This window comes from Streptomyces sp. LZ34, assembly GCF_053890475.1.
The window spans coordinates 4800967-4813570 of record NZ_CM132680.1 but is presented as its reverse complement, the minus strand read 5'-3'; the positions used below and the strand labels follow the sequence as shown (position 1 = coordinate 4813570).

Annotated in this window: 12 protein-coding genes; 7 read left to right on the top strand and 5 right to left on the bottom strand. The window is 70.6% G+C overall.

Annotated elements, in window-relative coordinates:
* The first annotated feature begins 1 nt into the window (after position 1).
* The 5 genes from ACWY4P_RS18815 (at position 2) to ACWY4P_RS18795 (ending at position 6534) form a co-directional block, all read left to right on the top strand.
* On the top strand, positions 2 to 1018 hold the full coding sequence (locus ACWY4P_RS18815) for a carbohydrate ABC transporter permease (RefSeq protein ID WP_456211705.1): 1017 nt from the start codon (positions 2 to 4) through the stop codon (positions 1016 to 1018).
* Positions 1015 to 1845: a carbohydrate ABC transporter permease gene (locus tag ACWY4P_RS18810; protein ID WP_456211704.1), complete on the top strand. Its 831-nt coding sequence runs from the start codon at positions 1015 to 1017 to the stop codon at positions 1843 to 1845. Before ACWY4P_RS18815 ends, ACWY4P_RS18810 begins: the two co-directional genes overlap by 4 nt.
* A 9-nt stretch (positions 1846 to 1854) precedes the next feature.
* Positions 1855 to 3405, top strand: coding sequence for a glycoside hydrolase family 3 protein (locus ACWY4P_RS18805; RefSeq protein WP_456211703.1), 1551 nt, complete (start codon positions 1855 to 1857; stop codon positions 3403 to 3405).
* A 65-nt stretch (positions 3406 to 3470) separates the two neighbouring features.
* Positions 3471 to 4541: an SIS domain-containing protein gene (locus ACWY4P_RS18800; RefSeq protein ID WP_456211702.1), complete on the top strand. Its 1071-nt coding sequence runs from the start codon at positions 3471 to 3473 to the stop codon at positions 4539 to 4541.
* A 523-nt stretch (positions 4542 to 5064) separates the two neighbouring features.
* Positions 5065 to 6534: a PAS domain-containing sensor histidine kinase gene (locus ACWY4P_RS18795; RefSeq protein ID WP_456212971.1), complete on the top strand. Its 1470-nt coding sequence runs from the start codon at positions 5065 to 5067 to the stop codon at positions 6532 to 6534.
* Positions 6535 to 6730: 196 nt separating this feature from the next.
* Here the strand turns inward: ACWY4P_RS18795 and ACWY4P_RS18790 are convergent, their stop codons facing one another.
* Entirely contained in the window at positions 6731 to 6988 is a 258-nt protein-coding gene (locus tag ACWY4P_RS18790) for a WhiB family transcriptional regulator (protein ID WP_003953983.1), read from the bottom strand.
* A gap of 318 nt (positions 6989 to 7306) precedes the next feature.
* Positions 7307 to 8275, bottom strand: a complete 969-nt coding sequence (locus ACWY4P_RS18785; protein ID WP_456211701.1) for a diacylglycerol/lipid kinase family protein — start codon at positions 8273 to 8275, stop codon at positions 7307 to 7309.
* A gap of 84 nt (positions 8276 to 8359) precedes the next feature.
* On the opposite strand from ACWY4P_RS18785, the gene ACWY4P_RS18780 reads away from it, so the two are divergent.
* Positions 8360 to 8917: a hypothetical protein gene (locus tag ACWY4P_RS18780; protein ID WP_456211700.1), complete on the top strand. Its 558-nt coding sequence runs from the start codon at positions 8360 to 8362 to the stop codon at positions 8915 to 8917.
* A gap of 43 nt (positions 8918 to 8960) precedes the next feature.
* Here ACWY4P_RS18780 and ACWY4P_RS18775 read toward each other — a convergent pair whose 3' ends face one another.
* From ACWY4P_RS18775 to ACWY4P_RS18765, 3 genes are all read right to left on the bottom strand, one after another.
* A complete protein-coding gene (locus tag ACWY4P_RS18775; protein ID WP_456212970.1) occupies positions 8961 to 9845 on the bottom strand; it encodes an RNA polymerase sigma factor SigF in 885 nt (294 codons plus the stop codon).
* Positions 9846 to 9885: 40 nt separating this feature from the next.
* Complete coding sequence (locus ACWY4P_RS18770; RefSeq protein ID WP_089511125.1) at positions 9886 to 10299, bottom strand: ATP-binding protein; 414 nt, start codon at positions 10297 to 10299, stop codon at positions 9886 to 9888.
* A 381-nt stretch (positions 10300 to 10680) separates the two neighbouring features.
* The gene (locus ACWY4P_RS18765; protein WP_456211699.1) at positions 10681 to 10935 is read right to left on the bottom strand and encodes a UBP-type zinc finger domain-containing protein; all 255 of its coding nucleotides are present in this window, start codon (positions 10933 to 10935) and stop codon (positions 10681 to 10683) included.
* Between the two features lie 44 nt (positions 10936 to 10979).
* Between ACWY4P_RS18765 and ACWY4P_RS18760 the strand changes: the two genes are divergently transcribed.
* The gene (locus tag ACWY4P_RS18760; RefSeq protein WP_456211698.1) at positions 10980 to 12584 is read left to right on the top strand and encodes a Na+/H+ antiporter; all 1605 of its coding nucleotides are present in this window, start codon (positions 10980 to 10982) and stop codon (positions 12582 to 12584) included.
* The last annotated feature ends 20 nt before the right edge of the window (positions 12585 to 12604 follow it).

Genomic DNA, 12604 nt, shown 5'->3' with positions numbered 1-12604 from the left:
GATGGCTGTAGCGACCACACGCAAGGACCCCGGCCGCCCGGTGGCGGCCGGGGCCCCCGGGCGGGGGGCGCCGCCGGGCCGTATGCGTACGGACCGCGGGGCGCCCCCGGGGCGCGGCCGGCTCACCGGCACCGCGCCCTATCTGCTGCTCCTGCCCGCGCTGGCCGCCACCGTGGTGCTGCTGGGCTGGCCGCTGGTGAAGAACGGCATGCTGTCGTTCCAGAACCTCAATATGCGGCAGCTGATCCAGCACCTCACCGAGTGGAACGGCGTCGACAACTACCGCGAGGCGCTGACCAGCGATGACTTCTGGCGGGTCACGGCCAGGTCGGTGGTCTTCACGGCCGTCAACGTCGTACTGATCATGCTGCTCGGGACGCTCGTCGGGCTGCTGCTGGCGCGGCTCGGAACGAAGATGCGGCTGCTGTTGTCGACCGGTCTCGTCCTGGCCTGGGCGATGCCGGTCATCGCGGCGACCACCGTCTTCCAGTGGCTCTTCGCCTCCCGCTACGGGGTGGTCAACTGGGTCCTGGACAAGCTCGGCTGGCACTCGATGGCCGAACACAACTGGACCGACAGCCAGTTCTCGACCTTCTTCGTCATCACCGTCCTCATCGTCTGGCAGTCGATCCCGTTCGTCGCGATCAACCTCTACGCGGCGACCACGACGATCCCCAAGGAGCTGTATGAGGCGGCGGCGCTGGACGGAGCCGACGCCTGGCGCCGCTTCACCTCCGTGACCCTGCCCTTCCTGAAGCCGTTCCTGCTCGCCACGGTCTTCCTCGAGGTGATCTGGGTCTTCAAGGCGTTCCCCCAGGTCTTCGCGATCAACGAGGGCGGCCCGGACCGGCTCACCGAGACCCTGCCCGTCTACGCCTTCATCGAGGGCGTCGGCAACCAGCACTACGGCATGGGCGCGGCGATCTCGCTGCTGACCATCCTGATCCTGCTGGCCCTGACCTCCTACTACCTGCGGATCGTGCTCAAGCAAGAGCTCAAGGAGGGAGACGAGCTGTGAAGCGCTCAGCGGCCGGGCGGCTGTGGCCCAACGCGACGGCGGTCGTCCTCTTCGTCGTCTTCGCGTTCCCCGTCTACTGGATGTTCAGCACGGCCCTCAAGCCGACCTCGGACATCATCTCCGAGGACCCGGTCTGGTTCCCGGCCGACGCCACCCTCGAACACTTCAAGACGGCGACGGACGCCGACAACTTCTGGAACCTGGTCGGGAACTCCCTCACCGTGACCGTCTCGGCGGTGGCGCTCTCGCTGATCGTCGCGCTCCTCGCGTCCTTCGCGCTCGCCCGGATGCGCTTCAAGGGGCGCCGCGGCTTCCTGGTGACCTTCATGATCGCCCAGATGGCACCCTGGGAGGTCATGGTGATCGCGATCTACATGATCGTCCGCGATGGCGAGATGCTGAACAGCCTGGTGCCGCTGACCCTCTTCTACACGGTCATGGTGCTGCCCTTCACCGTCCTCACCCTGCGCGCCTACGTCGCCGCCGTGCCCAAGGAGCTGGAGGAGTCGGCGATGGTCGACGGCTGCACCCGGCCGCAGGCGTTCATCCGGGTGATCTTCCCGCTGCTGGCGCCCGGGCTGATGGCCACCTCGCTGTTCGGCTTCATCACGGCCTGGAACGAATTCCCGCTCGTGCTCATTCTGAACAAGGACCCCGAGGCTCAGACGCTGCCGCTGTGGCTGTCCAGCTTCCAGACGGCCTTCGGCGACGACTGGGGCGCCACCATGGCGGCCGCCTCGCTCTTCGCCGTTCCCATCCTCGTCCTGTTCCTCTTCCTGCAACGCAAGGCGGTCGGCGGTCTCACTTCCGGCGCTGTGAAGGGATGATCCTTCTCTATGACGACCCTCGCACGCGGTTTGGACACCCTCACCAGGGACGCCCTGGCCGTACTCCAGCCCGGCTTCGCCGGCACCACCGCCCCCGACTGGGTGCTGCGGCGGCTCGGCGAAGGACTCGCCTCCGTCGGCATCTTCGGCCGCAACATCACCTCGTCCGAGCAGCTCGCCGCCCTGACCGCCCAGCTGCGCGCCGAGCGGGAGGACCTCATCGTCGCCATCGATGAGGAGGGTGGCGACGTCACCCGGATGGAGGTGCGGACCGGTTCCTCCTTCCCCGGCAACCTGGCGCTCGGCGCCGTCGACGACACCGTCCTGACCCAGGCCGTGGCCCGCGAGATGGGCCGCCGGCTCGCCGGGTGCGGAGTCAACCTCGACTGGGCGCCGTCCGCCGACGTCAACTCCAACCCCGACAACCCGGTCATCGGCGTACGCGCCTTCGGCGCCGACCCGCAGCTCGTGGCCCGCCACACCGCCGCGTACATCCGGGGTCTCCAGGGCGCCGGGGTCGCCGCCTGCACCAAGCACTTCCCCGGGCACGGCGACACCGCCGTCGACTCCCACCACGCCCTGCCGCGCATCGACGCCGACCTCGACACCCTCACCGCCCGCGAGCTGATCCCCTTCCGGGCCGCCGTGGCCGCCGGCACCAAGGCCGTGATGAGCGCGCACATCCTGGTGCCCGTGCTCGACCCGACCCTGCCCGCCACCCTCAGCCCGGCCGCGCTGCACGGCCTGCTGCGCGCCCCCGTCGGCGAGGGCGGCCTCGGCTTCGAAGGGCTCATCGTCACCGACGGCATGGAGATGCGGGCCATCTCCGCCGCGTACGGCATCGAACGCGGCAGCGCGCTCGCCATCGCCGCGGGCGCCGACGCGATCTGCGTCGGCGGCGGGCTCTCCGACGAGGACACCGTGGTGCGGCTGCGCGACGCGCTGGTGGCCGCGGTACGGGCGGGGGAGCTGCCCGAGGCGCGGCTCGCCGACGCCGCGGCCCGGGTGCGCGCCCTGGGCGACTGGGCGCGACACGCCGGCGGCCCGGGCGCGGCGGAGGGAATCGCGCCCGCCCCCGACGCAGGCCTGCGCGCCGCCCGCCGGGCGCTGCGGATCACCCCGGGCGAGCGGCCGTACGAGCCGCCCGCCGGCCCCGCGTTCGTCGCCGCCTTCACCCCCGTGGCCAACATCGCCGTCGGCGACGAGACACCCTGGGGCGTCGCCGCCGAACTGGCCCGGCTGCTGCCCGGCACCGGGACCGCCACCTACGGCCAGCGAGACGCGGAGGACGCCGGGGGCGCGCCCGCATTGATCGCAAATGTACTCGGCGAGGCGGCGGATCGTAGGATCGTCGCAGTGGTACGCGATGTCCACCGCCACCCCTGGATGGCCGATGCCCTGGACACCCTGCTCGCCGCCCGGCCGGACACGGTCGTCGTCGAGATGGGCGTGCCCCAGGCGCCGCCGACCGGGGCGCTGCACATCGCGACTCACGGCGCCGCCCGGGTCTGTGGGCTGGCCGCCGCGGAGGTCATCACCGGCGGCGTGGCCGGGGGATGACGCCACCGCCCAGCTGGGCCCGCACCACGGGCCCAGCACAGCACAGCCAACTGGAGGCACCCAGCATGTCCGCCACGACTCCGGCCCAGCACAGCGACCAGCCGGGCCGGATCATGTCCGGGGAGATGGCCGAGCAGCCCGCGGTGCTGCGTCGGATCCTCGACGAGGGCGCGCCCCGCATCCGTGAGATCGCCGAGCGCATCGCCGCGCGCAACCCGCGCTTCGTACTCCTCACCGCGCGGGGCACATCCGACAACGCGGCGCTGTACGCGAAGTATCTGCTCGAGGTCCTGCTGGGCAAGCCGTGCGGCCTCACCTCCATGTCCACCACCACCGCGTACGGGGCCGAGCAGGACCTGACCGACGTACTGGTGATCACGGTCAGCCAGTCCGGGGGCTCCCCGGACCTCGTCGCCTCCACCGAGGCCGCCCGCGAGGCCGGCGCGATCACCCTCGCGGTCACCAACAACCCCGGCTCCCCGCTGGCCGCCGTCTCCGAGTTCCACATCGACGTGCTGGCCGGCCCGGAGAACGCGCTCCCCGCGACCAAGACCTACACCGCCGAACTGCTCGCCCTCTACCTCTTCGTCGAGGGCCTGCGCGGCGGCGACGGCGCGGCCGCCAAGGTTCTCCCCGAGCTGGCCCAGCAGATCCTGGACCGCAAGGACGAGGTCAAGCAGCTCGCCGGCCGCTACCGCTTCGCCGAGCGCATGGTCATCACCTCCCGCGGCTACGGCTACCCCACGGCCAAGGAGGCCGCGCTGAAGCTGATGGAGACCAGCTACATCCCGGCGCTGTCCTACTCCGGCGCCGACCTGCTGCACGGCCCGCTCGCCATGGTCGACAACATCTCGCCGGTGATCGCGATCGTCACCGAGGGCAAGGGCGGCCAGGCGCTGCGACCGGTCCTGGAACGGCTCCGCGGCCGCGGAGCGGACCTGGTCGTCATCGGCGCCCAGGCCGAGGTCGACCAGGCCTCGGCGGGCTTCGCGCTGCCCACGGACGGAGTGGCCGAGGAGGTCCAGCCGATCCTGGAGATCCTGCCGCTTCAGCTGCTCGCATACGAGGTGACCATCGCCCGCGGCCAGGACCCCGACGCGCCGCGCGCGCTGGCGAAGGTGACCGAGACGAGGTGAGCGACGGCGCCGGTCGGAGACCGGCCGGCTGCCCGAAGCTTGGGAGGCCCCCTGGGGCCGAGCAATGCGAGGGCGGCCATCAGGGCTTGGTCGCGCCGCGCGCGCTGGCGAAGGTGACCGAAACCCGCTGAGGTCACCGCATACGGACCGCCACCCCCCACCGGCTCCCGCGCTTCCCCGCGAAGCGCGGGAGCCTTCTCTTGGGGGACAGCGAGGAGGGTGCTGCCGGTCGGAGACCGGCCATCAGAGGGGGAGGGGCAAAGCACCCGCGGGCCGCGGCGCCAGGGCGGGACCCTCAACCCGCCCGGCACCGCAGCCCGGAGTTGTATCGGCCGCAGCCGGCCGATCTGAGGCCCCCGGAGCAGTCAGGGCAGAGCGCCCCGTGGGCCTCGATCCACCCTCCTGTGCGGGGAGGGCGGAAGATCGCAGTGCGCTCATTCTGGACTAGACCAGTCGCGCCTGTCCACGGCTCTGCGCGGAAAGGCCGAAACGCACGTGCGGGTAGGCTCACAACGTGCCCTCCATGAACGACCTCGTACGCCAGCACACCGCGCTCAGCGACTCCGACCTCGAGTGGCTCCACCTGCTGGTATCGGAGTGGCAGCTGCTCTCCGACCTCTCCTTCGCCGATCTCGTCCTGTGGGTCCCCACCCGCGACGGCACCCGCTATGTGTCGGTGGCGCAGATGCGCCCCAACACCGGGCCCACCTCCTACCAGGACGACATGGTCGGCCATCTAGCCCCGCGCGGCCGCCGCCCGATGCTCGACGCCGCCCTCGACGAGGGCCGGATCGTCCGGGAGGGCGACCCCGAGTGGCGGGAGGAGGTCCCGGTCCGGGTCGAGTCCATTCCGGTCCGCCGCGAGGGCCGGGTGCTCGGGGTGATCGCCCGGAACACCAATCTGCTGACCGTACGGACGCCCAGCCGGCTCGAGCTCACCTACCTCCAGAGCGCCTCCGACCTCGCGCAGATGATCGCCGCAGGATCGTTTCCCTTCCCTGAGCAGCAGGTCGACATGGACGCCTCGCCCCGCGCGGGCGACGGGCTGATCCGGCTCGACGCGGAGGGCGTCGTGCAGTACGCCAGCCCCAACGCCCTGTCCGCCTACCACCGCCTCGGCCTGGCCGCCGACCTGGTCGGCCACCACCTCGGCCAGACCACCGCCGAACTCGCCCCCGTACGCGGGCCGGTGGACGAGGCGCTGGTCAAGCTGGCGAGCGGCTGGGCGCCGCGCGAGTTCGAGGTGGAGGGCGACGAGGGGGTCATCCAGCTGCGGGCCATCCCGCTCAAGCCCAAGGGCACCCACATCGGTTCGCTCGTCCTGCTCCGGGACGTCACCGAGCTGCGCCGCCGCGAGCGTGAGTTGATCACCAAGGACGCCACCATCCGGGAGATCCATCACCGGGTGAAGAACAACCTCCAGACCGTGGCTGCCCTGCTGCGCCTCCAGGCCCGCCGGATGGACTCCGACCAGGGGAAGGAGGCGCTCAACGAGGCGGTGCGCAGGGTCGGCTCGATCGCGATCGTGCATGAGACGCTGTCCCAGAACCTGGACGAGCGGGTCGAGTTCGACGAGATCGCCGACCGGGTCCTGGCCATGGTGGCCGAGATATCCCCGGGCAAGGTCACCGGCCACCGCACCGGCCGCTTCGGCATCCTCGAGGCCGAGGTCGCCACCCCGCTGTCCATGGTGCTGACCGAGGTGCTGCAGAACGCGCTGGAACACGGCTTCGGGCCGGGGGAGCTGGGCACGGTCGAGGTGGCGGCGGTGCGCGGCGGCACCGGCGCGGACGCGCGGCTGCTGGTCACCGTCGAGGACGACGGGCGCGGGCTGCCGGAGGGGTTCGACCCGCAGCGGGCGGGCAACCTCGGCCTGCAGATCGTCCGCACGCTGGTGGAGGGAGAGCTGGGCGGGACGTTCGACATGGTGCCCGCGCCCGAGCGCGGCACCCGAGTCGTCCTGGATATTCCGGTACGGGCGGAAAAGCACTGACCCGGCCCGACCGGGCCGGTCCCCGCGTGAGACCGCTCACGACCGCGTGCGACCGTGTGAGACCTTGAGCACACCGCTCACATAGTGAGCACAGCGCTGAGCCCCGGACCGGGAATGGTCCGGGGCTCAAGGCTCACGTTGCTGTGCGCATCGGGGTTACTGCGCGCTGCGGCTCGGGGGCCACGGGGTGTGGGCGTCAGGCGCTGGCGTTGCGTGCCCGGTTGCGAGCGGCACGGCGCTTCATGGCGCGGCGCTCGTCCTCGCTGAGTCCACCCCAGACGCCGGAGTCCTGGCCGGACTCAAGCGCCCACTGCAGGCACTGCTCCATGACGGGGCAGCGGCGGCAGACGGCCTTGGCTTCCTCGATCTGCAGCAGCGCAGGACCGGTGTTGCCGATGGGGAAGAACAACTCGGGGTCTTCCTCGCGGCAAACGGCGTTGTGACGCCAGTCCATGGCTGCTCCATCTCCTCGTGTTGCGGAAAGGTTGCTTGTGAATGTGAACGCTTTCACGAACCCCCCGACAAGGGTAGGGACGTCAACCAGTTGGGGCTGGTGCGGTCCCGTGGACTGAGGAAGGGGATTCGGACTCTCAAGGGGGCCTTCTGGAGGCCGTCCCGATCGCCAAGAAGAGATTCGCAAACCTCGGCGGCGGATACAACCCCTTCCGGAAAGTTTTTTTTGATTCCTTGGTGTCGGCTCTGTCACAGCCCTACTTCCGAGGGGTGGAAGCCAGGCTAAACGTTCGACTGGAAGGACTTTTTGCGGTCTCACTCACACAATCACACGCAGTGCACGGCGTACGCCTGTGAACGTCACGCTCGTACGCAGTCCCAGGTGGTCACCGTCCATCTGAAACGGCAGTGGCGCCTGCGATTGCAAGGTGAAGTCCGTCAGGTCGTGCAGGGAGACGGCGTGCTTGCCGCGGGGCCCCCGATCGGGGCTGGAGGTCAGCAGCTGGGTCACGTAACGGGTGGCCGCCGAGGTGGACAGCTTGGAGAGTCCGAGCACGTCAAGCGCGGTGTCGAAGGACGCGTCCGGCAGGGCGTAGATCGGGCGGTTGCCCAGATACGTCCACGGGACGGTGTTGCAGACGATGGATACCACGAGCCGCTCGACCGGGTCCGCGCCCGGCCGCTTGAGGGTGATGGTCCCCTCGCGGCGGTGCGGATCGCCGAGGAACTGCCGCATCACCTGGCGTATATAGAGCGCGTGTGTCGAGCGCCTGCCGCGTTCGCGCTGTTGTTCGACCCGCCCGATCACGCCCGCGTCGAAGCCGAAGCCCGCGCAGAAGGTGAACCAACGGGCCGGCACCGACTCGTCCGGGGTGCCCGGCGTGCCCGCCGCGAGCCCGAGGCCCACGGTGCGCTCGGTGCCGTCCCGCAGCGCGTCCAGCAGGGCGCCGGTCGCCTCCACGGCGTCATTGGGCAGGCCGAGGGCGCGGGCGAAGACATTGGTGGAACCGCCGGGGACGACGGCCAGCCGGGGCAGTGCGTCCGGATCGGGGCCGTGGTGCAGTAGCCCGTTGACCACCTCGTTGACCGTGCCATCACCCCCGAGGGCGACGACCAGCTCGTGTGTGCCCCCCTCCGCGGCCCGCCGGGCCAGGTCGCGGGCGTGCCCCCGGTACTCCGTGGTCGCCACGTCCAGCTTCAGGTCGCTGGCGAGCGCGTGGATCAGGACGTCGCGGGTGCGGGCACTGGTGGTGGTTGCTGCCGGATTGACCACGATGAGCGCGCGCATGCAAAGCAGCCTACCCACTGACCGGGAACCGACCACAACTGTGGCCTGGCCCCGGCCCGCGCGGGTGGCGGCTACGCTGCTGGGGTGAGCAGTAAGAAGTCCGCCACCGCCAAGAAGGCCAGGCCCGCGAAGACGGCGAAGCCGACTCCGACGGCGCCGAAGACTCCTCAGGCGAGGACGGCCGAGCCGGCCGCCCAGGCCAAGGAGTCCGGGGGAACCAAGGCCGCCCCCGCCGACGCGGCCCCGTCCGGCCCCCGCCCGACCCGGATCACGGCCGCCGCGGTGCTGGCCGCCGCCGAGGCCCTGGTGCTGGTCGGTATGGGGGTGTACGTACTGATCATGGGACTGACCGGGGATCCGGAGAGCCCGAAGCAGGCCGAGATGCTCGGCGTGACCGTGCTGGCGCTGGCCGTACTGCCGCTGGCCGCGGCGCGCGGGCTGTGGCTGCGCCGACGGTGGAGCCGCGGGCCCGCGATGATCACTCAGCTCATGGCGCTGCCCGTGGCCTGGACGCTGGTGCAGAACGGCGGCGGGCTGATCGCCGTCGGGGTGGTCACCGCCGTCGCGGCTCTCGCCGTCCTGGCACTGCTGATCAACCCGACGGCGACGGAGGCCCTGGGCATCGGCCCGCGCGACGCCTGATCCCTCTCAGCCCTTTTACTCCCCTTTGCTCCCCTACTCCTCTTTATTCCTCCACCAGCAACCGCTCCCGCAGCTGCGCGAGGGTGCGGGCCAGCAGCCGCGAGACATGCATCTGCGAGATGCCGACCTCCTGCGCGATCTGCGACTGGGTCATATTGCCGAAAAAGCGCAGCAACAGGATCTTCTTCTCGCGCGGCGGCAGATCCTCCAGCAGCGGCTTCAGCGACTCGCGGTACTCGACGCCCTCCAGCGCCTCGTCCTCCGCGCCGAGCGTGTCCGCGACCGCCGGGGACTCGTCGTCCGTGTCCGGCACGTCCAGGGACAGCGTGCTGTACGCGTTGGCCGACTCCAGGCCCTCCAGCACCTCCTCCTCGGAGATGCTCAGCTGCTCGGCCAGCTCGTGAACCGTGGGGGCGCGGCCGTGCCGCTGGGAGAGCTCGGCGGTGGCCGTGGTCAGCGAGAGCCGCAGCTCCTGCAGCCGGCGCGGCACCCGCACCGCCCAGCCCTTGTCGCGGAAGTGCCGCTTGATCTCGCCGACGACCGTGGGGGTCGCGTACGTCGAGAACTCCACACCGCGGTCCGGGTCGAACCGGTCCACGGACTTGATCAACCCGATGGTGGCGACCTGGGTGAGGTCGTCCAGCGGCTCACCGCGGTTGCGGAAGCGCCGCGCCAGATGCTCCACCAGCGGCAGATGCATCCGCACGAGGTTGTTGCGCAGCTCGGCGCGCTCCGTGGAGCCCTCCGGAAGCCGGCGCAGCTCGACGAAGAGCGCCCGCGCTCCGCTGCGGTCATGCGGATCGGGCTTCTCGTGCCGCTCGTGCTGATGCTGATCCATGTGGTCCGCCCGCTCTGGTCGGTCTCCTGCCGCTTCCGGGTCCGCGGGATGCGGCTGGGCCGGCGGGTGCGGGATGGCCGGGGTACGCACTCCCCGCGATGATGCGGTGCTCACGGAGCCCCCCTTTCCGTCACGGCTGTCCGGGGCCGGCGCCGCGCTCCTTGTACAGGCTGATACTGACCGTGCGGTCCTCGGCCACGGTCGAGTCGACCTTGCCTGCGAGCGCGGAGAGCACTGTCCAGGCGAAGGTGTCGCGCTCGGGGGCGCGCCCGTCGGTGGTCGGAGCCGAGACGGTCACCTGCAGTGCGTCGTCGATCAGGCGGAAGACGCAGCTCAGCACACTGCCAGGCACGGCTTGCTGCAGTAGGATCGCGCACGCCTCGTCGACGGCGATGCGCAGATCCTCGATCTCGTCGAGGGTGAAGTCCAAGCGGGCTGCGAGGCCGGCCGTGGCCGTCCGCAGCACCGACAGGTAGGCACCCTCAGCGGGCAACCGGACTTCTACGAAGTCCTGGGTCCCGGGCTCGCCTGCGATCTGGGACACCCTCACCTCCAAGGTGACACAAGCTGATTGAGCTGAGCTGATTGGAGCGCCGGTCGTGAGCCCTTATGGTGGAGGGGGAAACGGACCGGCGCGGCACGCGGTTCGGCTGCGACGCTATCGCGATCTGCGGCTCGGTGTCGCCCGGACGAAGCACGGCCCCCGTCATGGGTGAACGCCGACCCGAAGGTCCTCGATATCACTCATAGTAAGCACATGAGTACGCACAGTGGCTAGAGGTCTGCGGTCTCAATTCGAAAGAGATGTCGCTTCGTTGAAAGAACCGCTGGTGACAAGCTCCTTTCCGTCCCTCTCCCCGCTGAAGGCGTCGCTGTTCGGATCATGAGTGAAGGCTAGCGGGCCGCACCGGCGATGCGGCAGTCCTTAGAGGATCATGTGGTCCACATAGCACCAGCGCCAGCTCTCGCCGGGCTCGAAACTGCGCATTACGGGGTGTCCGGTCTCCTTGTAGTGCTCGGTCGCGTGCTGGAACGGCGATGAGTCGCAACAGCCCACATGCCCGCAGGACAGACACAGCCGCAACTGCACCGGGTGGCTCTCCACGGTCAGGCACTCGGGACAGGTGTCGTACCTCGGCTCGGGCACCGGCGGCCCGGGAACATGCGGACACTCGTTCATGATTGCCAGACTAAACCGACGAGACTATCGGGACGGGCTGGTTCATGGACGTATTTCCACTGTTGGTGCTGGTCGCGGGCAGCGCGGCCGTCGCGGGCGCGGCCCGCCGCACACCAGTGCCCGCCCCGCTGCTGCTGGTCGCCGTCGGGCTCATCGCCTCGTATGTGCCCGGGGTGCCCGAGTACACGCTCGACCCGCATATCGTGCTGCCCCTCGTGCTGCCGCCCCTGCTGCACACGGCGGCGCTCGAGAGTTCGTATCTGGACCTGCGCGCCAACATCCGTCCCATCGCCCTGCTGTCGATCGGATATGTGCTCTTCGCGACCCTCGCGGTCGGCTGGATCGCCTATCTGCTGGTGCCGGGCCTGCCGCTGACCGCCGCGCTCGTCCTGGGCGCGGTGATCGCCCCGCCGGACGCGGTGGCCGCGACGGCCATCGCCCGGCGGGTCGGCCTGCCGTCCCGCCTGACCACCGTCCTTCAGGGCGAGTCCCTGGTCAACGACGCCACGGCCATCACCGCCTACAAGGTGGCGCTGGCCGCGGCGGTGGGCGAGAGCGCCACCTGGCAGGGGGGCCTGCGGGAATTCGCCCTCGCGGCCGTCGGCGGCGTCGGGGTTGGGCTGATCCTGATGGTGCCGCTGCACTGGCTGCGCACCCGGCTGCGCGATCCGCTGCTCCAGAACACCCTCTCGCTGCTCATCCCCTTCGTCGCGTACCTGGCGGCCGAACAGGTCCACGCCTCGGGCGTGCTCGCGGTCGTCGTGGTCGCCCTCTACCTCGGGCACCACTCCTGGCAGGTGGACTTCGCCACCAGACTCCAGGAGACGGCGGTGTGGAGGATGATCGCCTTCGTACTGGAGTCCGCGGTGTTCGCGCTGATCGGGCTCCAGCTGCCGGTCGTGCTGCGGGGCCTGGGCGAGTACGGGGCCGGCGAGGCGGCCTGGTACGCGGCCATGCTCTTCCTCGCGGTCGTGTGCGCACGCTTCCTCTGGGTCTTCCCCGCGACCTTCGTGCCCCGGGCGCTGTTCCGCCGGACCCGCGAGCGGGAGCCGGAAACCGACTGGACCGCGCCGGTCGTCGTCGGCTGGGCCGGGATGCGCGGGGTGGTCTCGCTGGCCATCGCCTTCTCGATCCCGATGACCGTGCACGGCGGACACCCCTTCCCGGCTCGCAACCTCATCCTCTTCCTGACCTTCACGACCGTCATCGGCACCCTCGTCATCCAAGGGCTCACCCTGCCCACGCTGATCCGCCTGCTTCCGCTGCCCGGCCGTGACGCCCAGGCCCAGACCCTGGCCGAGGCGCAGGCGCAGAACGAGGCGTCCCGGGCCGCCGAGCGCCGCCTCGGCGAACTCCTCGCCGACGAGCGCAACGCCCTGCCGCAGCCGCTCGCCGACCGGCTCCGCGCGGTGCTGGAGCGGCGCCGCAACGCGGTGTGGGAGCGGCTCGGGGCGGTGAACGAGGTGACGGGGGAGTCGGCCGACGACACCTACCGCAGACTGGCCCGCGAGGTGATCGGCGCCGAGCGCGCGGTGTTCGTGGAGCTCCGCGACGCCCGGCGGATCGACGACGAGATGCTGCGGACGCTGCTGCGCAGGCTGGACCTGGAGGAGGCGGCGGCCTACCGGGAGGAGAGCGCGGACGGCTAGCCGACGGCCGCCCGTGCTCG

What these genes read in the sequence shown, in the direction of transcription:
- ACWY4P_RS18785 (WP_456211701.1), bottom strand. Translation starts at nt 8,275, where the DNA reads ATGCGCGCGCTCATCGTGGTCAATCCGGCAGCAACCACCACCAGTGCC.
- ACWY4P_RS18760 (WP_456211698.1), top strand. Translation starts at nt 10,980, where the DNA reads ATGGACGTATTTCCACTGTTGGTGCTGGTCGCGGGCAGCGCGGCCGTC.
- ACWY4P_RS18790 (WP_003953983.1), bottom strand. Translation starts at nt 6,988, where the DNA reads ATGGACTGGCGTCACAACGCCGTTTGCCGCGAGGAAGACCCCGAGTTG.
- ACWY4P_RS18765 (WP_456211699.1), bottom strand. Translation starts at nt 10,935, where the DNA reads ATGAACGAGTGTCCGCATGTTCCCGGGCCGCCGGTGCCCGAGCCGAGG.
- ACWY4P_RS18800 (WP_456211702.1), top strand. Translation starts at nt 3,471, where the DNA reads ATGTCCGCCACGACTCCGGCCCAGCACAGCGACCAGCCGGGCCGGATC.
- ACWY4P_RS18805 (WP_456211703.1), top strand. Translation starts at nt 1,855, where the DNA reads ATGACGACCCTCGCACGCGGTTTGGACACCCTCACCAGGGACGCCCTG.
- ACWY4P_RS18815 (WP_456211705.1), top strand. Translation starts at nt 2, where the DNA reads ATGGCTGTAGCGACCACACGCAAGGACCCCGGCCGCCCGGTGGCGGCC.
- ACWY4P_RS18795 (WP_456212971.1), top strand. Translation starts at nt 5,065, where the DNA reads ATGAACGACCTCGTACGCCAGCACACCGCGCTCAGCGACTCCGACCTC.